The sequence below is a fragment of the Pelorhabdus sp. sgz311001 genome, assembly GCF_055901755.1.
The window spans coordinates 1005559-1024706 of the sequence record NZ_JBVXUT010000001.1 but is presented as its reverse complement, the minus strand read 5'-3'; the positions used below and the strand labels follow the sequence as shown (position 1 = coordinate 1024706).

Genomic DNA, 19148 nt, shown 5'->3' with positions numbered 1-19148 from the left:
TTCCAAACTCCTTCCATTTCCCACTTGCCAATTTATTCCTATCATTAATTGCAAATATGAAAAGTATCTTATATTATTTCTTCTCCACATTAATTTGTTGCTTATTGATTTCACCTTGTATGAATACAGTTTGATTTAACTCTTCTTTCTTAACTCCCAAAACAGCGCATTGTTTGCAATAATAGTAAGTATATATAGTTTCATAATAACCTGGGTCTTCAGGATTTCCCCACCCTATGATTTTACGGTTAGAGGATTCATACATGGAATAGGAACAATTCTTACAAATCATATTCTTAGTCCCTTCATAATAGTTTTTTCCATTCTACATTAAGTATAGGAGTCCTCTCCTCATATACAAGTCCTGATTATAAAAATTATGTATACAAAGAAGACACCATACCTTAGTTCTTTAATTCCGGTTCATTTCAATGATATATAAAGAAATTTTCAAATTTAACGTTATGGGCGTGTAATCTTTTATTTAGAATAATCCGCTTCGCGACTTTCACTTCGTGCCAATAAATATAAAAAGGACACGGCCTATCACGACTAAAAGAGAGTCTCCTATTTATAAAAATAGGAGACTCTCTTTAATCAGTATTTCAGCCAACAAAGGTTCTTGTAACGATCATACTTTAAATTTTTGTATGGCCTGTTGCAATTCTTCTGCCATTTTAGATAAATGTTGACTGGCGGAAGCAATCTCTTCTACCGACGCAGATTGTTCCTCTGTAGCTGCCGAAATTGTTTGCGCTTCTTCTGACGTTTTCTTGCTCTCATTGTCAATTTTCTCTACAGCCTGAACTACATTTTGAGTTCCACTCGTAATTTCTTCGATTGCTGCAGATATTTCGTGAATTTGTCGTGTCATATCTCGCACCATATTCAATATCTCACCAAAGCTTTGGCCTGCCGTAAACACAACCTGCGCACCAGTATCTACTTCTTTCTTTCCATCATTCATAAAGGATACAGCTCTGTCCGTTTTTGCCTGAACCTCACCAATTAGATCCGTAATCTGCTTCGCCGCTTCTTGAGATTGCTCGGCCAGTTTTCTGACTTCTTCTGCTACCACAGCAAATCCTTTGCCCGCTTCGCCTGCTCGCGCTGCCTCAATCGCCGCATTTAATGCCAATAAATTGGTCTGTCCTGCAATATTTGAAATGGCTTCTACTATTTGTCCGATCTGTTTTGATTTTTCTTCTAGCTCGCTAATTACAACAGTCGTGGCATTCGTTCTTTCTTCAATAATTTTCATTTGACTTACAGCTTGCTGAATCGCTTTTTCTCCTTGATTTGCTGTTGTCGCAGTTTTTTCTGCTGAGGCCGAAACAATTTCTGTATTTCCCGCTACTTGCTGTATCGCTTCTGAAATTTGAGTTACTACAATATTAGCATTACTCGCTAATTCTACTTGGTTTTGTGTTCCATGTGCAACTTCTGTTACAGATCCAGCTACTTGATTCGAGGCTTGCGCCGACTGCTCCGCACTTGCCGTTAATTCTTCCGATGATGCGGCTAGCTGATCCGAAGTATGGGCTAATTGCTTAATTAAAAGTCTAAGATTTTTACTCATTGTGTTAACAGCGTTTGAAACAATTCCAAATTCACTTTTATCTCTTAGATTTTCTTCTGAAACCTCTCTAGTAAAGTCACCATCTGAAACTATTTGCAAGAAAACAACGATATCATTTAAACGTTTAATAATGCGCCTCGTGATTAATATTCCAAGTAAAGCACCTAAAATAATAGAGACCAGTATAATACCAATAAAGATAGTATTCGCTAAAGAAATATCTTTCTTGTTTTGCACATTCATTATTTCTGCAGATTTTTTCATTTCTTCTGCTAGTCCAATAAGCCGCTTGTTAAAGTCTTCCGATAAAGCTTTTCCCCGCAAATTATATAATGCATAGGCCTCGTCATTTTTATTTTGCATTCCAAGTTCAATAACTTTAATTCTAGCATCTCTGTATTGACTTAAAGATTCTCTAATTTCTCCTAGCTCTTTTTTCTCATTCTCTCCCATAGGTAGTTGTTCAAACTGTGTCAAGTTTTCATCAAATAGTTTTGCTCTTCTATTTATTTCATCAAGCAAAGATTTATTCTCGTTATCATCTGTGGTGAGCATTAAGGCAAATATATTTGCCTCTATTTTGCGGGCATGAACTCGATTTTCATTTATCAGTTCAATCGCAACTAGTTTCTCGTTATATATGCGACTCATAGCATCATTAGTCTTGCTCAAAAAATAGTAACCAGTGCCGCCCACACAGATCATAGCAAAGAGCAGCACTGAAACTAAAAGAAATAATTTACTGGAAACTTTTAAATTATTTACCCAGTTCAAATCAGTCATCTCCTTATTTTTCTGTTTTTCTACAATAATCTACTTATAGTGTTTTCAATATGATATTCCAAAATCCCTTTAAAGCGCGATTTTTGTAAAAACATTTTAATAAAAGAGAAATACTGTGAAAATTATCGTTTTATTGAAATTCACTTAAATATTTGTAGAAAATATGCAACTTCTTACGAACGAAGCTATGTAAGTCCTAACCTTAGATAGAGAAGCAAAAAGACCAGGAATACCCCTGGCCTTCGCTTAGAATTACTTTGTATTAGTATTTTGATTATTTCTCACACCACTATTGCTCATCTCTGTTATTATTCTGCCCAATGTCATGATAACTAGCTCTGTAAGTACTAAATTAAATAAGTTTTCTGAATTATCCATTATTGTTTGAGGCGCTTTTTTATATACTCATTTTATAATAATCTAACAGCTATTTCTATATAATCAGCCCTCGTTTTATGTAAATAAAAAACAGATGTATTTTTATACAAATGAGACACTTGCTTTCCCACGAAAATTCGCCTAGAAAGTATGCATATTCCTATATCCTAAAGTATGCACTTTTGTGTCGCTGGACAAATAACCTATTTCTAGCAAAATTAAGTGGATATTCTTGCTAATCTTACTTTCGTATTCTTTTAGTAAAATTAATTTTACTAAATTCGTTAAATAGTAAAAATAAAATATTTAATTCAATCTGAAATTATTTGTTTAGCGTAAGGTTGTTGCTGAATAACATTGTGTATGTGTTGGTTTGTATGCTTCTTTAAAACCAGAATTAATCAAAATATTTTGCGTTGTATTCCCAGTCACACCTTTATTGAAATAGGTTACCGTCGGTTTGTCTTTATCTAAAGAATGCAATGTATTGCGAAGTTCGTCTTGAGGAATACTCCGTGCTCCCAGAATATGAGAATCCTCATATTCTGGGCCTATTCGAGCATCAATGATTTCCTCTTAATCTGCGCACCTTGCTATAAATTAGTAAGCTATATAGAAAGTACATCATCTTGAGCAACAAACTAGGGAACTAGATTTTTATTGATTCAGATTTTATTGCAAAAAAGCCGATAATTTCTCTTTTTTTATGTCTTCCCCTTGCCATGGAATCACAGCCATAGAACCGGCAGAAATCTCATCCACCTTATTCAGCCAAGGAATCTCATTTTGCGCTTTTGTTTTTAGCAAGGAACTTTGTGTGTGAGTCATGAGCAGACTCGCATTCATCACCCACCATTTGTTATGAATTCCGGCCCGCACTAAATCATCGCGAAGACGCATGGCTTCATAAACCGGCGTAGCTTCCGGCAATGTAACAATCACCACTTCAGTCTCTTGCTCATCGCGTAAACGCGGCAGAAGTTTTTTTACCGACTCTGGTACATCGCCATGAGTTCGTTCTACCTCTTTATGATAGCTCTGCGTTGCATCAAGGAGCAATAAGGTGTGACCTGTTGGCGCTGTATCAATAACGACAATCTGATCATCTGCTTTATCAACAAGCTCGGCAAAGGCGCGAAATACGGCAATCTCCTGGGTGCAAGGAGAACGCAGATCCTCTTCTATATAAGCAATGTCTTCTTCTTTCATTGTTTGCCGGGCTGCAGCAAGTACTTCTTCCGTATATTTTCGTAATTCTTCTTGCTCATCGATATGACTGATCGTAACGCCTAGCTGCTCTGTCATAACAAAGTCGAGATGGTTTGCCGGATCTGTTGTCGTTAGATGCACCTTCGCGCCTTTTTGCGCCAAGCCTAACGCAATTATAGCTGCTAACGTAGTTTTGCCGACCCCGCCTTTGCCCATAGTGAAAATCACACGCTTACCGCTTTGATAAAGATCCTCTACTAAAACTTTTACTGTGGCAAGCTTAGATTGGTTCAGTGTGTAAGGCTTCGTTTCCTGATGATCCTCCTGAAGCAGCAAACGAATATTATCAATTCCGGTAAGATTATAAGAGCGGAGCGGAATTTGATAGGTAGCAATATTTTGTAAAGCAACAGGAATTGAATCTAGAGCCGCCTGTTGTTTGCGCTGCAGTTGGCAGGCGATTTCATCATCGGCACTCTCTTGCTCCAGAACGCCATTAATGATCAATAGTTGATTTTCTACACCTAACTCTTTTAATTCCTTTGACGCACGTGCGGCTTCAGCCAGCGGAGAATTTTCCGGTCTGGCAACAAGCACCAGCGTTGTCAAATTACCATCGGCCAAAGTCTTTACAGCCTGCTTATAGACTTCTTTTTTACTTTCCAGACCCGATAGTTGACCTAAACAGGACGCGCCATGCGTATTTTCGCTAATAAAATTGCTCCAGGCTGAGGGCAATTGCAGCATTCTGAGGGTATGACCTGTCGGCGCCGTATCGAAGAGAATGTAATCATAAAGAGCTTGTGTCTTAGTATCCGTAATAAAATGCGAGAACTCATTAAACGCGGCAATTTCCACCGTGCAGGACCCGGATAACTGTTCTTCCATATTCTTAATTACGCTCGCTGGCAGTTTTCCCTTATAAGGAGCAATCACGGATTCGCGATATTCCCGCGCCGCTTCTTCCGGATTCAAATTTGCTACGATAAGATTAGGGACTTCAGGAATCTCTGTTCCCTTTCCATTTAAGTCCATGCCAAAAACATCTTGCAAATTCGAAGCTGGATCAGTACTAATAAGCAATACTTTTTTCCCTTGATCCGCTAAAGTAACAGCCGTAGCACAGGCGGCAGAAGTTTTCCCCACGCCGCCCTTTCCGGTAAAGAATAAATATTTAGTCAACTTAATCGCTTCTACGCAAAAAGACGGATACATAATGAGCGCCTCCTCAGATTGAAACTTAACAACATCCACCGTTGCAGCAGCAACCGCCATCATCTTTTTCTTGTGACTCAGACGGGGCATCTAATTCAATGCCTGACCATGCGACAAATTCAGCATCAGTCGGATAAAGACGTGTTTTTTTCACTTCACCATCTACGAGAGTGATTGGTAAAACCTCAGCTTCTTCTTTTAGCAATAACTCATTGACTTTCTGATAAGAAATGAAGGCTTGCGGTTGATTGGCTAGGCCAAATCGAGTAATATCGGCTCCCTTGGCTGTTAAATTTTTAATGGTAGTTGCCACTCGCAGCAGCTCTTTGTCAATACTGGGACCGCAAATCCCAGTTTCGCAGCACATGGCAGGATCAAAAATTTCAATTTTACTCATCATAATCGCTCCCTTTTCTTTGATATATATTTTTATCTTACTATATCCTATGGATCTTATAATCCTATGTGCTAATATACAAATATATACATATATGCATATTTACATAAACAAGAAAACCAGAGGAACGAAATCGCGCTTCCGTCCAACCAGTTAGCGCGGTATCAGGTTTCTGCATCTCGCTCTAAACTTAATATACCGCAATGCAAGGTACTACGCACTTCTCTAAGCTTTTCAATATCTTTCGCATACTCAGGATGCTGCGCTAAATCTTCGTCTAGAAGCACCTTGATAAACAAGCATTCTGTTAACAGTTGCTCATTAATGCCATAATAGACCCATTGCGCTTTTTTCTCGCTTCGAATCAAATCAGCATCGCGTAATTTGGCTAAATGGCGGGATGCATTGGACTGACTACTTTCTAATAAAGCTTCTACTTCACAGACACATAGCATTTCCTGGCGCAGCAAATTCATCATCCGTAGCCGCGTTTCATCGCCTAAGGCTTTTAAAATTCTTACTAGATCCATGCTGCAAGCCGCCTTTCACAAGTCTTAACAATTAATTCTTATATGCAAATATAATCATATTCTATGAATTGGAAAAAGTCAAGTTTGACTTTTTCCCTATAACTTTATTACAAGCGATGTATCACTATCGTCTTTAAAGAGGCGCCGCTAACGATATTACTGCCGACAGAGGAATATCATACTTGAAAATAATGCAGAAGATACTCCCGATGATAAGTGTTAATAAGATACAAAACCCAATCGCAACACTTCCTTGCCAGCTGTATTTCGGCTTATGAGTAAAGTAATCCCCTCTTTGAACCATACAAAAGCCTCCTTAATTAGCAATCTACATAAAGTTGCTAAAATAAACTGTTTAATTTTACAACTATTACAAAGATAAAAAGCGATTGATAAACCTTCATTTTACTTTATCAATCGCTCCTAAAGCAGCTCAGTTGTTTACGAGGCTGCGACATGGGACACACGAGACGGCAATTCCAGCAATTCGTTAGCGCATGCCCGCGATCCGATACCGTTGCCACATGACTCCTGCATCTCATTTGAATGACTGATCCATTGCCAGATAAAGCCTGTGACGGACAAGCATCAAGACATTTACGGCAAGACGGCGGACAAAGCAGTCTTGGTTTAGATGCTGGCGCCGATACTTCCATATCGGAAAGAATCGTAACAAGCGTAATCCGACTGCCATATTCAGACGTAATGAGTAATGCCCCCTTGCCTATTACCCCTAGGCCAGCCTTTTCCGCGGCATGGCGATGCGATAAAATTCCCATCCCGTGCTGCCGCGCTTCATCCCAGTAAAAATAAGGGGCATCTGTTGGAATGGGTACAGCAGTAGCCCCCTTGGCCTCGATGTAAGATGCGAGCTTAGTCGCCAGTGTGTCGAGTTCTCTGACAACGACTTCTCCCTGCGCTGTATAGACTACTTTATTCTCAGAATAAACCGTTCCAGCGGAAAGGGCTTTGCCAATGACAATCACACTTTGCGCACTTGGCATAATATCATTGGGGTGAAACCCTTCCGGCGCTTCATTAAAATCTTCCACTCTGGCAAACCCGACTAGGTCAGCGCCGACCTGCATTGCATACTCTCTAACCTTTTCCTGCATTTTATTTCCTTCTTTCTTAGTATTTTCCTCACTATAAGCGCTTCTTTAAACAAGAACTACTGCCTGGGCAAGCTTTATCCAATCCCGATTCCTGCAGTAAGTCAATAGGCATCTCTTCACGGACGATGTCACTAAAACCAGCCCGGTTAAAGTAATCCTTGGCGGTTTCAGTCAGCAAATACACTTCAGCAATCTCTTGCTGTTTTAATTTGGTTAGCATCGCTGTGAGCAAGGTCCTGCCAATTCCGGCTTTGCGAATTGGGGCGGCTACAGCGAAAGAACGAATCAAGCTTTTTTTCCCGTCTTGTAAAAATCCCATGACTCCAATAATCCGATCTTGTTCAGCCACAAGAAAATTTTTAATATGTTTTTCTACGCCAACAACCGGCAAATCATTAGCAGTCAACAAGGCCTCTATAGCAGAATAATCATTCTCGTTGGCCTGTCGAATTTTAAAATCTCCCTCTTCCCGCAATAATCTTGCCGGTTTTTTCGCACGGATGAAGGCACTCACTAAAGACCCCTTGGCAATTTCAAGCTCCTGAGAAGATAAAACTATTTTTTCTTTTCCTTTATTCAAATCAGCAAAATCGTATTCTTTCGTTACTACAATTTCCACGTCTTCCATTCCTACTGAGGCTAATTTTGTGCGATACTCATCTTCACGTAAAGCCCCGGCTAAACAACCCGCCCAAGCCAAAGTCTTTTCTTGAATTTCCGGCGGAATGCTTTTCTTAATCACAATATCAGAAACAGCAATCCGTCCGCCAGGTTTTAAAACTCGCGCCATTTCTTCCATAACCTTTGCTTTGTTTCCTGACAAATTAATAACACAGTTCGATATGATTACATCAATACTCTCATCCTCTAAAGGAATCGCCTCGATTCTCCCCTTTAAGAATTCTACATTTGACAAGCCAGACTTTTTTTGATTTTCTCTGGCTATAGATAGCATTTCTTCTGTCATATCAAGTCCGTAAGCCTTGCCTGTTGGACCAACGCGCTTCGCCGAGAGTAACACATCAAGGCCAGCGCCGCTGCCTAAATCAAGAACAGTTTCTCCGGCGTACAATGAGCCTAGCGCGGTCGGATTGCCACAGCAGTTTGTATTTTTTTCACTGTTAGAAACCTTTTGCTCTATGAGCTTCGCATACTTTGCCTGTATCGCTCCCGCAAACTCTTCGGACATTCCCTTTCCTCCTTAGCTAATAAAATTAAATAAATAGCCCGTAAAGATGATTGCCACTGTAAGAATTCCAGCAAATATACCAATTAGGCGTTTCTTTAATACCCGACGCAAAATAATCATTTCGGGAAAACTAATGGCTGAAACAGCCATCATGAACGCCAGCGCCGTCCCTAGCGGCAACCCTTTTTCCATGAGCGAATATATGATCGGCACCATCCCGCTGGCGCTATTATAAAGCGGAACGCCGAGAACAACCACAAGAGGCACAGCAAAAATATTATCTGATCCAGCATATTGAGAAATGAAATCATCAGGAACATAGCCGTGAATTAATCCGCCAATTGCAATAGCTACTATGATATAGGGTGTAATATAACGCAAAAGATCCAGCGTAAACACCTTAGCATTGTGACAGCGTTCAGCGAAAGTAACCGGAGCGGGCCGACTGCTTTGGCAGGCTTCATACGTTGAAAAATCTTCTAGTAAATGCTCTAAGTGTAACTTGCCAATAATAATACCTGCCACAATAGCAATGATTACACCACTTACCATATAAAGCAACGCGATCTTCCAGCCAAAGAGACCAAAGAGCAAGATCAGCGCTACTTCATTGACCATCGGCGAAGCGATTAGAAAGGAAAATGTGACGCCAAGCGGTACTCCGGCTTCAATAAACCCAATGAATAAGGGAACTGCTGAACAGGAACAAAAAGGCGTAATAATGCCAATCATAGCCGCCAGAATGTTTCCTAGAAAACTGCGCTTTCGACTTAAGAATTCTTTGGTCTTTTCCGGCGGGAAATAGGAGCGGATAATCGAAATAATGAAAATAGCCACAGAAAGCAATACAAGAATTTGCGGCGTATCAGCTGCAAAAAAGTGCAGCGCTGCCCCCAAATGTTCTTTTGGTGAAAGTCCCAGCCACTGATAAACAATCAGATCCGCAAAAGCCTCAAACATAAAAATTCCTCCTTTAGCAGCAGCGTGTGCCTTTTAAGGCTTCCGTTAAAATCTGCAAACTCTCTATAATTTGAGATTGTTTTTCTTCGGGAATGGCCGCTAAAATTTCACCAAAATAATTTTCCATACGGGACTCAATACTTAAAAATAACTCGCGGCCTTGTTCGGTCAACCCCAGCGACACATAGCGCCGATCGTTCGGATCTGGTTCTCTCAGTAAAAGTCCCTGATTGACAAGTTGATCCACGGTTCGGCTTACGGTGCTTTTATCGAGATTAAGCAGTTGCGCCAGATCATTTACAGAAATCTGTTGTCGCCTACCTGTTTCAACAATAACGTGGCATTGTGTCATCGTAATACTGCAGCAAGTAGCGCCACTTCTTTCTAAGACACCTAGTTTACGAATTAAGATACGCGTCGTTTCGCGCAGTCTCTGACTATCCTTAAGATTTTGCATAAAAAGCACCTCCTGGTAACATCTTACTATATATAGATGCATAATGCAACTATTTGTTTATGAAACTAATAATTTAATAACACAATTTGCCTCAAAGCATTTCAATCGTTTTATTTCACTACATCAATCGTATATTCGACTTTTCCGATCTTACCTACACATTACATAAGCCTTATGCTATTCTTTTGCAATACTATATCCTCCATCGACAGGAATAGCTGCACCAGTAATATACTTAGCTGATTCAGATAATAAGAATACTACCGCATCTGCTATATCCTTTACTTCTGCAAACCTACCAAGCGGAATTAACCTTATTCTCTTTGATACCGCCGCCGTATTTATCATATGTCGCTTTAACCCATCTGTAAGGGTTCGTCCTGGCTCTATAGCATTTACATTAATATTGTAAGGGGCTAATTCCACAGCCATCGCTTTTGTAAGCATTCGAATTCCCGCCTTCGCAGTAGAATAGGGCAACATTCCTTTCCCAACCAGGCTTGCTCTCATGCAACCAATATTTACGATACTACCATTGCAACTATTGTTAACCATCCATTTACTTACCGCCTGTCCCCACAAGAATGCGCCTTTTAAATTAACATCAATAGAGCTATCCCATTGTTCTTCCGTCATTTCAAGAAAATCCATTTTTTCAATTATACCAACATTGGAAACCAAAGCATCTACGCGCTTAAATTTAGTAATACACTGCTTTAGAGCCTCCTCTACATCCTTTTTCTTCGTTACATCTCCACAAAAATAATCTACGTATTCAGTTGGCATTTCACGCTGAGCAACCCGTACAAGTTCTTTTTCATTTTTATCAAACAAAAACACACAGTAATTATTATTTATTAGATTTGCCGCAATTGCTTTCCCCATACCAGTGGCAGCACCCGTTACGATAGCTACTTTTTGAGTTGTTCCCTGCATTCTATTCCCTCCAAACATCTAATTAGGTACTTCTTCGTTGTTACGTACATACTTCCTTTCAAAAATTTGGTGCTTTTAGTTTTACATTCTCACTAAAAAAATTACTTAAAAAATTTAAAGCTAAGACATTACGTATGCCTTAGCCTTAAATTAAGTTAACTTATTGGATAAAATGTTTTACAATATGAATTCTTACATGTAAATACTAAGATGCTAAGACTAACTCTTTAATTTCATCACGCCAAATTTTATAAGCTTCATCATTTAAATGCAATCCATCTTCCGTATATTTTGCAAAAAGCATACCATTTTGATCAGTAAACTCTGGCGTTAAATCAATATATTTACAATGCGTTTGCATTGCTATTCTTCTAATTTTACGATCAAGCAACTTAATATTAGAATTTGATCTCAAATTGTTTGAAGGAAAGATGTTTTCATTAAATGGCAAAACACTTTCAACATAAATCGGCGTATTCGGCAGTGCCGTTTGTAATGTATTAATAATTTTTTGGTAATTTGCTGCTGTATCGTCAATCGATCGATTAAAGCAGAGGTCATTCGTGCCAATCATCAAGAAAATACGTGAGGGCTGTAAAGCAATGACTTGATCAATTCGATTGAGAACGCCTGCTGTTGTGTCACCGCCAATTCCTCTATTTTCCACATTTTGTTTAGGAAAAAGCTTTGACCAATCCCCTTCATCAGTAATGCTATCACCTAAAAAGACAACAGGATGCTCTTTATGAGGCTTTAAAGAAAAATAAGTTTTACGAAATCGATAGTAAAGACTTAAATAAGCAGGATCATTAGGGTTGCGACTCAAATCGTTTGCCAGTAGGTAAACCTTTTGACCATCTTTTTTAGCGAGTTCTTGGACAGAATGATTATAGGCAACTATTCCCAAGATAAATACAGCTATTACAATAAAAAAAGCTTTTCTTTTCATAATAAAACTAAAACCCTTCCTTCTGATTCTGATAAATCATGATTTTAAATAGTACTGCCACTAATATTGCTTGTAGTTCTGCTATATCTCCGCCCCCTCCCCTCGCCTGCACAAAAAAATGGCAATTGCTAGTTCGTAATATAAAGGGAATTTTCAATACTACATTTTTTCGTTAAACAAACAACTCATTCCTGCATAATGTTGCTTGTTTTGGAAATTATTTATATGATCGATAAATATAGAAGGTTCTATTCTTCTAGAAATAATGATATGTTGTATATTTTGAAATTAATTATTATGTGGTATAATTTTTACATAGTGTTATATTTTTTGATATTTTTACATTTGCACATAAGGAGTGGCGTAATGCAAACTTTTAAAAAAATAATTAAGCTTTCTTCTAAGTTTCAATTAACTCTACCCAATGATATTCGTAACGCATTAGACATTAAACCGAATGAAATTTTGACTATTGAAATTAATTCTGAGCGTTCGATGCAAATTTCCAAAAATGATTTTGACCAAAAGCTATTGCAAAATCATGATTCTACTAAAAACATCCCCAATAAAAATCAAGAAAGTAAAATTATCTTTACCTTAGATAAAACCTTTGGTATTTTGCGTAATCGAAAATCAAACTAAGGATGGTATTGCATCGTGGATAAAATATTGCTTGATAGCTCTGTTTTGACAGGTCACTTACTAGGAAATAGCGCTTGTCGCCAATTTTTACAAAAACTTTTGCTTAGCGGCCGCAGTCCGGCTTTATCAGTCATGGTATTGGGATCGTTAGAAATCGAAGAAGACTGTGAAAAAGAAATAAATTCTCTATTAGAGCTTTTTGATATTGTTCCGGTAACAGCGCCAATAGCAAAAAAAGCCAATCAAATCGAAAAGGCCTTACAAAATGGTGAACAACATGATACAATTTTATCAACAGAACAAACATTCGCTGCAGCAACGGCTATCTATGAAGGGTATACCTTAGTTACTCTGCCAGAGTTCGTCTCTCGTTATAGCGCCAATAGTGCTTTAGGTGAATTATTTGTTTTTTCAGTACCAAATTCTTAGGTCAGGCAAATTTAGATTAGATTAGTAAATAAAGTGCATTGATTTCGAGAGAGAAAGGATACAGGAATCATGTCGATATTGCAAAATCCCTATGGGTTTCCTGTGTCGGAAACCTTTAGCGAACCCTACTCGGAGGCGGCTATCAAGTATTTGGAGCGCTCTAAGTCACCAAATACCGTAAAAGCTTATAAATCGGACTGGAGCGATTTTGTCCATTGGTGTAAAGATCACAAGGAGTCTCCCCTACCAGCCTCGCCAAAAACAGTTGTTAATTATTTATCTGAATTAGCCGAAGGCTACTTGTGTGCCAATACCATCTCTCGCCGTTTAACGGCGATCTCGGAAGCACATCGACTGGCAAAACAGATGCCGCCTATTCTGCATCCCGATGTGCGAGCCGTTATGACGGGGATTCGCAAAACGAAAGGAACTCATCAACAAGGCAAAGCAGCCATTTTATTTGATGATCTCCAGGATATTCAATTTTCTTTTCCTGATAATTTAACTGGATTAAGGAATCGCGCTTTAATTCTTTTAGGTTTTTCTGGAGCCTTTCGTCGTTCAGAGCTAGTCTCACTGAATGTAGAACATTTAACTTTTATGTCACAAGGCCTTCAGATCTTTTTAGCTCGTAGTAAGAGTGATGCCGAGGGCAAAGGATCTTACCTTGGTATCAACGCCCTACGCACCAGCGCTTATTGTCCAGTAGCTGCTGTTAGGGCTTGGCTAAAAGCAGGTGGTCTAAAAAGCGGTCCTTTATTTCGCCCGATCAGTAAAGCTGGCACAATTAGCGAACGGCGACTGACAGATCGATCTGTTGCCAACATTGTTAAAGAATGGGCTTTGATTAATGGCCTTGACCCAGATATTTACTCAGGACATAGCCTCCGTCGCGGTTTTGCTACATCAGCGGCAATTAGCGGCGCTTCAACGAAAGAAATTATGAAGCAAACTCGCCATCGCAGCGAAAAAATGGCAAATCGTTATATTGCTGAAGGCACGATTTTCGAACGAAACGGCTGGGAACGTTTAGAATAACTAGATTGGGAGGAATTTACTATGAATCCAAAAATAAAAATAGTGTTTGATTTCACCTGTCCTTACTGCTATTTAGCTTGGGGCTATCTTCGCAAATTGCAACAAGACTATTCTTTTGAAGTAGAGTGGATGAGTTGGGAAATTCAACCGAATATGCCGCCAACAGGAATCCGTTTATCTGACTTTTTATCGCCCGAAAGCTTGGTAGAGACGCAAAATAGTCTCAATGAGTTAGGTGAACCAGTAGCATTAAGGCCTGGTGATAAAACATTTTCTTCGAATACACGTTGGGCTCTGGAGGCCCTGGAATTTGCCAAAGAGTATCATAAAGAGCAGGAATGGGTTGATGCTGTATATCAAAGCAGCTTTGTCCAACGACAAGACATTGGTGATTTACATACTTTGTTGGACATTGCTAAAAGTCTAGAACTTGATACAGATAAACTTCGTTCTGCTTTGGAAAATCATGTTTATTATCGCGTTCTATTACGAAATGATCAGTATTGTATGGAACAAAGACTGGAGTTTGTTCCGACTATCTATAGTGGCGACAAAATACTGCTCGAAGGGGTTTTAACTTTTGACATGGTGCAAGACAAGATTCGCATGTTAGCTAAAAAATAATAGCAAAAAGTGGCACCTTACTCTAAAGACTTTGTACTATTTCGTCTTTAAAAGGTGCCACTTTTTTATTCAGTTTTGCTTTGATTCCCGTCTTCCATTTGAGCCGAAATTTTCTGTCGAAAAGCCCGGCTTAAAGAAAGACCATTCGGTGCAAATAAAGGGCTTTCTAAAAATGAGAAAAATTGGTACAACCCATCAATTCCAATAAGTCCCCAGCAATATTCTAACCATACGGACTGACAAAAACTTAGCAATACTTGTGTCTTCGTTGTTTCGTTGGGCAAATCAGCACTGCAAATATTTTCAAATCCTAAACGCCATAGTCGTTCTTCTATCATGCTTTGCCGCCAAGGAGACATTCTACTTCCCAATGCTAAAGAGTCTTTCAGTGCTTGTTTTACCGCTTGTGCAACAACGCTCTTTGCTGCAGCAAAAGAGACGGCATCTAAATCATCATTTTGTAGATTTGTCACTAAAACGACTTCATCGTCATAGGTTCCTGTGGCGGGCATCCCTTCATAAGGGCTTATTATCGCAAGTTCTTGCAATACTGCAGTTTTTGCTTCTGTAACCGTTAATAATAGTTTGGCCATATCGCCTTTGGAAACTTTGGCAGGAATAAAGGCAAAAATGAAAATGCCGCCAGATAAATTGGCTTGTTTCTTATGATAGGTTTCACCAGCGCGAATCGCATTTTCGCCGACATCAGCAATAATAATAACTTCGATTGACTGAGAATGCCAAGACAAACAACTATAGCCTTGATTATCTATAGAGGCGCTTCCCTGTAGTAGAAGGTTGACGGCTGAAGAATTTTTTCGTGTTCCTAAAAGGCAGGTCGACTGTAAATTACTCTGCTCATACGTCACCGAATGAACTGAGCGGTAACCGCCCTGGTCTTGGGCTGTACTTAACACAAATCTTTTATTGGGAAAATGAAATAGCACTCTATTTTCTTTAGTAAGGATGAAACCGCCTGTTTTTAATAACTGATTGTCCATGGTCTCTACTCATTATATACATAGAATTTGAAAGCGTTTTACCTGAAAAGCTGTTTTCAAAGCATCACGATGATTTCGTTCTAAAATCGAGCGATCCATCTGTGTTCTTGCTGTAATCCACAGCATGTCGCCATTTACTTTCAGAGCAGAAAGTCGTTCAATATATTTTTCAAAATCACTTTCCCCCATGGCCTCTTTTAAGCTGGCCAACGCCGGTAGTAAATCCGGGTTTTCCGTGGCCATTCGCTGGGTAAGTGGTGTAAGTACTTCGCGATATACCGACATAGACCTATCCTCCTTAACGCAGCCGACAGTGCGCGGCGCAATCAATCATATCTTGTACATGCTCAACATAAAGCTGCTGTATTGTTTCATAGCTGCCTAGACCGGCAAAGGAAACTGATACAGAAAAGCCAGCGTTCATTAATTGATTTTTCGTAGAGCTTTCGTCTTCCCCTGCCATGTCTTCATGAACATGATCGCCTGACGTTAGCAGGAAGGGCTTTAAGCTGACTTTTTGTATCTTTGCTGCCTGAAGCTTTTTGATAACATACGCAAGCGAAGGAAAGCCTTCTACTGTATAAATAAAGGTTCGATCTAGGCCTGCTTCCGCTAATTTCATCTGGAAGGCTGCGTAGGCTGTATTTCCTGGATGTACGCCGCCATGACCCATAATTACTACAGCTTCGCTGGCGTCTTTCGGTTCTAACTGGGCACGCCAATCAGCAATAATTTTGCCATAATCATCAGGCATATTATTAAGACCTGTATAGTGAAGTAAAGGACGTCCTAGGCGCAAAATAGGAAAAACTTGTTGCTCACTGTGACGATAACGCCAAATAAGTTGTTTGATTTTTTCATATTCTTCGCCGCCCACGATGTGAAGCGGCTGTACTAGTACTTCTTGATAATTTTCTGCCGCTAATTTTTCTAAAGCCGCTTCTTCTGTATCAACATAAATTTGGTCACGTTCTGCTAACTTTTTTATAACAAAACGTGAAGTAAAAGCTCGCCGCACTTCATAATCAGGAAAGGATTGTTTGATTTTATTTTCGACACTTTCAATATTTTCCTTGCGGCCTTGTGCATAGGTAGTGCCAAAACTTACAACTAGAATCGCTTTTTTGTCCATTAAAATTCAATCCCTTTTTGCGCTTTAATTCCTTCTTTATAAGGATGCTTGATTTCTCGCATTTCTGTCACCAAGTTGGCTTTTTCAATCACTGCCGGATGAGCATCACGGCCTGTTAATACTATATGAAGCATTTCCGGCTTTTCATTTAGTAATCCTAAAATATCTTCTAACGCGATTAGCTCAAATTTCAGAGCATAATTAATTTCATCTAAAATAATCATATCCCAATCGCCTGAAGTTATTGCTGCTTTTGCAGCAGCAATCGTTTCTGCTGCCGCCTGACGATGCTGTGCCATCGCTTCATTGTTTTCTTTATCCTTACTTACAAATCCATCGCCTAATGGCTTCATAACAAAACGCGATCCTAACGCCTCTGCCGCCTTTAGTTCGCCATATTTCCAGCTTCCTTTAATGAATTGTAATACAAGGATTCGGAGCCCTTGCCCCCAAGCACGCAACGCCAACCCTAACGCGGCTGTTGTCTTTCCTTTACCATTTCCTGTATGTACAATGATAAGTCCTTGTTGTTCGATCATACTAAGCCTCCTTGTAACGTAGAATTTCTCTATTATGACAATTTTTGATCGCCAGTAGTGGCTGCAATGCTTGTTGTTGCTGGGATACCTTTTGCTGCCAATCTTCCCAGGAACTTTGCATAAATTCATGCACAAGATAGTCTGGTTGAGCAGCCTCAACAATTTTACAGACTGACGAACTCGTAAATGGCAGATGCTGATCAATTTGGAGCACATGCGCCATAACGTCTGCCAGTTCATGTCGTTTTGCCGATTGATGTTGTGTTTTTTCTACATAAAGACCTGATAAAGATTTATGCAAATGGATCACACGAATGTGATTCGATAAGGAACCCATTTTTTTCAAAACATTGAGGACGTAGGCAATTCCCTCCTCTTCTGTCCGTAAAGCTTGATTTGTATTCATTAAATGCCCTGTATCGAGCAGAAAACCGCTATTTTTATGATGAATCTGAGTTAGCAAACGCTCCGCTAACTTAGGATCAAGTAAAGTAAGACCTGGCCACCATAAATTTTCAAAACAGAGCATTACATCTTCTGGCAGATCAGTACAAAGCAAATTGGCAACCTCACAGGCGGCATCAACTACACTTTGATTCGATACTTGAAAATCCCAAGAAAAGAGCTCTTTCGGTCGAACATGTCCGACATGAAAGACAACATATTTAACGCCTGCCGTTAGCGCAAGCTGAAGATTTTTACGATAATTTTCAAGCCACAGCTCAGGCGTAGCAGCACCGTAGCAAGCCGAAATATTTGCTGAGCTGCCAAAGTCAGCCAGCAAATTTTCTTGATTATTCTGCCAAAAGTCAAGCCAACAAGGCCAAAAATGTAAATGAGCGCCGTAAATATATTGTTTAGGGTGAAGCTGACTGTCCCAGTTTTGGTGAAACATCATTTCAATTCCATCAAGCTGCTGTGATTCTAAAAACAACCGTAACTTGTCAGGATCATGGGCAATCAACTCTAAATCACACTCATAGTTTGATAGATTGACGAGTTGCAACATACTGACATCTCCTATATAAAATAAGCCAACTTTATACTGACAGTATCATCTTATTTTGAAATTGTCAAACGGAAAGGAGACTTGCGAATTTTGTCAAAATAATATATTTTTTTCAGAAAAATAGTATAATTTAAAAGGATTTTTCGTATATTACTATAATAAATATAATAAGAAGAAATCTTATAGTAAGACGGACTAAAATTTACTATGAAAGGATGATGAGTTTGGAATTCTTAGGTTTAGGAATTGCTGCTATTGTTGCTGCCTGGGTTTATAGTGATGCGAAAGAGCGAAATTGCACTATACCCTATGGGTGGGCTCTTGGAGTTTTTATCGGTCTGATTATTTTTTTACCGCTCTATCTTATTATGCGTCCCAAAAAGCCTGTAAGAATTGAGCAAAGTCTCCCTCTGGAAGATGAAGCAATCAAGCCGAAACGGCGCTCACTCTGTTCGCAATGCGGCACTCCCTTTAGTGATAACCCCAATTTTTGTTCGCATTGCGGGTATAAACTATCAGATTCTGCCTATTCGAATATCCCCCATCATCGTCTTACTTCCTTTTGATCCAATAAACAGCTGTCTCAAATTTGAGACAGCTTCTTTTTTAAGAAAAAAGTCCCCGTAAACGGGGACGGTTGCGGTGCCTAGTCGCAACGATGGAAAAGAACAACAAAAATAGAGTAAAAGGATTGGAACTATCAATGACTCCTTGGAATCCAAGGAAAAGGTTTGGCATTAAAAAAGCCTTCCTAATTGCTTAGGAAGGCGCATTTGCGAAAATACAACGAAATAAAATTTCGCAGATAAATCCCCTCCCCATCACTCGTGGGTCAAAATGGTGATTGCTAGACAGGCAGTTCTCCTGGCTCTGGATCATAGCTGCTCTAAACCTTCCCAGAATACTCTATTCCAGTGGTATATTTTAGAGGAGCTCCTCATTACAGTGGCGGGACCGCGTCGGTATTACACCGAACTTCCCTATTAAGCCTTTTCAGGCACCTATCTCAAAACTATGTAGTTTTAAAAAGTTTACAT

Annotated in this window: 22 protein-coding genes and 1 riboswitch; of the genes, 5 read left to right on the top strand and 17 right to left on the bottom strand. The window is 39.4% G+C overall.

What is annotated here, in order from left to right; genetic code table 11:
• Nucleotides 1–631: 631 nt before the first annotated feature.
• The 12 genes from AC0MXB_RS05340 to AC0MXB_RS05285 form a co-directional block, all read right to left on the bottom strand.
• Complete coding sequence (locus AC0MXB_RS05340; RefSeq protein WP_474038573.1) at nucleotides 632–2362, bottom strand: methyl-accepting chemotaxis protein; 1731 nt, start codon at nucleotides 2360–2362, stop codon at nucleotides 632–634.
• Nucleotides 2363–3070: 708 nt separating this feature from the next.
• Nucleotides 3071–3307 (bottom strand): rhodanese-like domain-containing protein, encoded by a 237-nt coding sequence (locus tag AC0MXB_RS05335; protein WP_474038745.1) that lies wholly within the window; start codon nucleotides 3305–3307, stop codon nucleotides 3071–3073.
• Between the two features lie 105 nt (nucleotides 3308–3412).
• A complete protein-coding gene (arsA, locus tag AC0MXB_RS05330) occupies nucleotides 3413–5164 on the bottom strand; it encodes an arsenical pump-driving ATPase (RefSeq protein WP_474038572.1) in 1752 nt (583 codons plus the stop codon).
• Between the two features lie 25 nt (nucleotides 5165–5189).
• A complete protein-coding gene (gene arsD, locus AC0MXB_RS05325; protein WP_474038571.1) occupies nucleotides 5190–5564 on the bottom strand; it encodes an arsenite efflux transporter metallochaperone ArsD in 375 nt (124 codons plus the stop codon).
• Nucleotides 5565–5725: 161 nt separating this feature from the next.
• Nucleotides 5726–6091, bottom strand: a complete 366-nt coding sequence (locus tag AC0MXB_RS05320) for an ArsR/SmtB family transcription factor (RefSeq protein WP_474038570.1) — start codon at nucleotides 6089–6091, stop codon at nucleotides 5726–5728.
• Nucleotides 6092–6224: 133 nt separating this feature from the next.
• Nucleotides 6225–6395 carry a hypothetical protein gene (locus tag AC0MXB_RS05315; protein ID WP_474038569.1) on the bottom strand — a complete coding sequence of 57 codons (171 nt, stop codon included), beginning with the start codon at nucleotides 6393–6395 and terminating at the stop codon, nucleotides 6225–6227.
• A gap of 109 nt (nucleotides 6396–6504) precedes the next feature.
• Entirely contained in the window at nucleotides 6505–7206 is a 702-nt protein-coding gene (locus AC0MXB_RS05310; protein ID WP_474038568.1) for a 4Fe-4S binding protein, read from the bottom strand.
• A 31-nt stretch (nucleotides 7207–7237) separates the two neighbouring features.
• The gene (gene arsM / locus AC0MXB_RS05305) at nucleotides 7238–8395 is read right to left on the bottom strand and encodes an arsenite methyltransferase (RefSeq protein ID WP_474038567.1); all 1158 of its coding nucleotides are present in this window, start codon (nucleotides 8393–8395) and stop codon (nucleotides 7238–7240) included.
• A gap of 12 nt (nucleotides 8396–8407) precedes the next feature.
• The gene (locus AC0MXB_RS05300; protein ID WP_474038566.1) at nucleotides 8408–9355 is read right to left on the bottom strand and encodes a permease; all 948 of its coding nucleotides are present in this window, start codon (nucleotides 9353–9355) and stop codon (nucleotides 8408–8410) included.
• Nucleotides 9356–9368: 13 nt separating this feature from the next.
• On the bottom strand, nucleotides 9369–9812 hold the full coding sequence (locus tag AC0MXB_RS05295; RefSeq protein ID WP_474038565.1) for a MarR family winged helix-turn-helix transcriptional regulator: 444 nt from the start codon (nucleotides 9810–9812) through the stop codon (nucleotides 9369–9371).
• Nucleotides 9813–9989: 177 nt separating this feature from the next.
• Entirely contained in the window at nucleotides 9990–10748 is a 759-nt protein-coding gene (locus AC0MXB_RS05290; protein ID WP_474038564.1) for an SDR family NAD(P)-dependent oxidoreductase, read from the bottom strand.
• A 205-nt stretch (nucleotides 10749–10953) separates the two neighbouring features.
• Nucleotides 10954–11697: a GDSL-type esterase/lipase family protein gene (locus tag AC0MXB_RS05285; RefSeq protein ID WP_474038563.1), complete on the bottom strand. Its 744-nt coding sequence runs from the start codon at nucleotides 11695–11697 to the stop codon at nucleotides 10954–10956.
• 366 nt (nucleotides 11698–12063) lie between these two features.
• Here AC0MXB_RS05285 and AC0MXB_RS05280 point away from each other — a divergent pair, with 366 nt between their 5' ends.
• The 4 genes from AC0MXB_RS05280 (at nucleotide 12064) to AC0MXB_RS05265 (ending at nucleotide 14430) form a co-directional block, all read left to right on the top strand.
• Complete coding sequence (locus AC0MXB_RS05280; RefSeq protein WP_474038562.1) at nucleotides 12064–12339, top strand: AbrB/MazE/SpoVT family DNA-binding domain-containing protein; 276 nt, start codon at nucleotides 12064–12066, stop codon at nucleotides 12337–12339.
• Nucleotides 12340–12354: 15 nt separating this feature from the next.
• Nucleotides 12355–12768 carry a PIN domain-containing protein gene (locus AC0MXB_RS05275; protein WP_474038561.1) on the top strand — a complete coding sequence of 138 codons (414 nt, stop codon included), beginning with the start codon at nucleotides 12355–12357 and terminating at the stop codon, nucleotides 12766–12768.
• Between the two features lie 69 nt (nucleotides 12769–12837).
• The gene (locus AC0MXB_RS05270) at nucleotides 12838–13806 is read left to right on the top strand and encodes a site-specific integrase (protein ID WP_474038560.1); all 969 of its coding nucleotides are present in this window, start codon (nucleotides 12838–12840) and stop codon (nucleotides 13804–13806) included.
• Between the two features lie 21 nt (nucleotides 13807–13827).
• On the top strand, nucleotides 13828–14430 hold the full coding sequence (locus AC0MXB_RS05265) for a DsbA family oxidoreductase (RefSeq protein ID WP_474038559.1): 603 nt from the start codon (nucleotides 13828–13830) through the stop codon (nucleotides 14428–14430).
• 65 nt (nucleotides 14431–14495) lie between these two features.
• On the opposite strand, the gene AC0MXB_RS05260 is transcribed toward AC0MXB_RS05265, so the two are convergent.
• Genes AC0MXB_RS05260 through AC0MXB_RS05240 form a run of 5 tightly spaced genes read right to left on the bottom strand, consistent with a single transcriptional unit; the run spans nucleotide 14496 to nucleotide 18111 of the window.
• Nucleotides 14496–15431: an adenosylcobinamide amidohydrolase gene (locus tag AC0MXB_RS05260; protein WP_474038558.1), complete on the bottom strand. Its 936-nt coding sequence runs from the start codon at nucleotides 15429–15431 to the stop codon at nucleotides 14496–14498.
• 12 nt (nucleotides 15432–15443) lie between these two features.
• Nucleotides 15444–15716, bottom strand: a complete 273-nt coding sequence (locus AC0MXB_RS05255; protein ID WP_474038557.1) for a hypothetical protein — start codon at nucleotides 15714–15716, stop codon at nucleotides 15444–15446.
• A gap of 13 nt (nucleotides 15717–15729) precedes the next feature.
• Nucleotides 15730–16563, bottom strand: a complete 834-nt coding sequence (locus AC0MXB_RS05250; protein WP_474038556.1) for a sirohydrochlorin cobaltochelatase — start codon at nucleotides 16561–16563, stop codon at nucleotides 15730–15732.
• Complete coding sequence (cobO, locus tag AC0MXB_RS05245; RefSeq protein ID WP_474038555.1) at nucleotides 16563–17102, bottom strand: cob(I)yrinic acid a,c-diamide adenosyltransferase; 540 nt, start codon at nucleotides 17100–17102, stop codon at nucleotides 16563–16565. Before cobO ends, AC0MXB_RS05250 begins: the two co-directional genes overlap by 1 nt.
• Nucleotide 17103: 1 nt before the next feature.
• Nucleotides 17104–18111 (bottom strand): TIM barrel protein, encoded by a 1008-nt coding sequence (locus tag AC0MXB_RS05240; protein ID WP_474038554.1) that lies wholly within the window; start codon nucleotides 18109–18111, stop codon nucleotides 17104–17106.
• A 224-nt stretch (nucleotides 18112–18335) separates the two neighbouring features.
• Between AC0MXB_RS05240 and AC0MXB_RS05235 the strand changes: the two genes are divergently transcribed.
• Nucleotides 18336–18677 carry a zinc-ribbon domain-containing protein gene (locus AC0MXB_RS05235; protein ID WP_474038553.1) on the top strand — a complete coding sequence of 114 codons (342 nt, stop codon included), beginning with the start codon at nucleotides 18336–18338 and terminating at the stop codon, nucleotides 18675–18677.
• A 271-nt stretch (nucleotides 18678–18948) separates the two neighbouring features.
• Nucleotides 18949–19131, bottom strand: a riboswitch (cobalamin riboswitch).
• Between the last annotated feature and the right edge of the window lie 17 nt (nucleotides 19132–19148).

What these genes read in the sequence shown, in the direction of transcription:
- AC0MXB_RS05340 (WP_474038573.1), bottom strand. Translation starts at nt 2,362, where the DNA reads ATGACTGATTTGAACTGGGTAAATAATTTAAAAGTTTCCAGTAAATTA.
- arsA (WP_474038572.1), bottom strand. Translation starts at nt 5,164, where the DNA reads ATGTATCCGTCTTTTTGCGTAGAAGCGATTAAGTTGACTAAATATTTA.
- arsD (WP_474038571.1), bottom strand. Translation starts at nt 5,564, where the DNA reads ATGATGAGTAAAATTGAAATTTTTGATCCTGCCATGTGCTGCGAAACT.
- AC0MXB_RS05320 (WP_474038570.1), bottom strand. Translation starts at nt 6,091, where the DNA reads ATGGATCTAGTAAGAATTTTAAAAGCCTTAGGCGATGAAACGCGGCTA.
- AC0MXB_RS05315 (WP_474038569.1), bottom strand. Translation starts at nt 6,395, where the DNA reads ATGGTTCAAAGAGGGGATTACTTTACTCATAAGCCGAAATACAGCTGG.
- AC0MXB_RS05310 (WP_474038568.1), bottom strand. Translation starts at nt 7,206, where the DNA reads ATGCAGGAAAAGGTTAGAGAGTATGCAATGCAGGTCGGCGCTGACCTA.
- arsM (WP_474038567.1), bottom strand. Translation starts at nt 8,395, where the DNA reads ATGTCCGAAGAGTTTGCGGGAGCGATACAGGCAAAGTATGCGAAGCTC.
- AC0MXB_RS05300 (WP_474038566.1), bottom strand. Translation starts at nt 9,355, where the DNA reads ATGTTTGAGGCTTTTGCGGATCTGATTGTTTATCAGTGGCTGGGACTT.
- AC0MXB_RS05295 (WP_474038565.1), bottom strand. Translation starts at nt 9,812, where the DNA reads ATGCAAAATCTTAAGGATAGTCAGAGACTGCGCGAAACGACGCGTATC.
- AC0MXB_RS05290 (WP_474038564.1), bottom strand. Translation starts at nt 10,748, where the DNA reads ATGCAGGGAACAACTCAAAAAGTAGCTATCGTAACGGGTGCTGCCACT.
- AC0MXB_RS05285 (WP_474038563.1), bottom strand. Translation starts at nt 11,697, where the DNA reads ATGAAAAGAAAAGCTTTTTTTATTGTAATAGCTGTATTTATCTTGGGA.
- AC0MXB_RS05280 (WP_474038562.1), top strand. Translation starts at nt 12,064, where the DNA reads ATGCAAACTTTTAAAAAAATAATTAAGCTTTCTTCTAAGTTTCAATTA.
- AC0MXB_RS05270 (WP_474038560.1), top strand. Translation starts at nt 12,838, where the DNA reads ATGTCGATATTGCAAAATCCCTATGGGTTTCCTGTGTCGGAAACCTTT.
- AC0MXB_RS05265 (WP_474038559.1), top strand. Translation starts at nt 13,828, where the DNA reads ATGAATCCAAAAATAAAAATAGTGTTTGATTTCACCTGTCCTTACTGC.
- AC0MXB_RS05260 (WP_474038558.1), bottom strand. Translation starts at nt 15,431, where the DNA reads ATGGACAATCAGTTATTAAAAACAGGCGGTTTCATCCTTACTAAAGAA.
- AC0MXB_RS05255 (WP_474038557.1), bottom strand. Translation starts at nt 15,716, where the DNA reads ATGTCGGTATATCGCGAAGTACTTACACCACTTACCCAGCGAATGGCC.
- AC0MXB_RS05250 (WP_474038556.1), bottom strand. Translation starts at nt 16,563, where the DNA reads ATGGACAAAAAAGCGATTCTAGTTGTAAGTTTTGGCACTACCTATGCA.
- cobO (WP_474038555.1), bottom strand. Translation starts at nt 17,102, where the DNA reads ATGATCGAACAACAAGGACTTATCATTGTACATACAGGAAATGGTAAA.
- AC0MXB_RS05240 (WP_474038554.1), bottom strand. Translation starts at nt 18,111, where the DNA reads ATGTTGCAACTCGTCAATCTATCAAACTATGAGTGTGATTTAGAGTTG.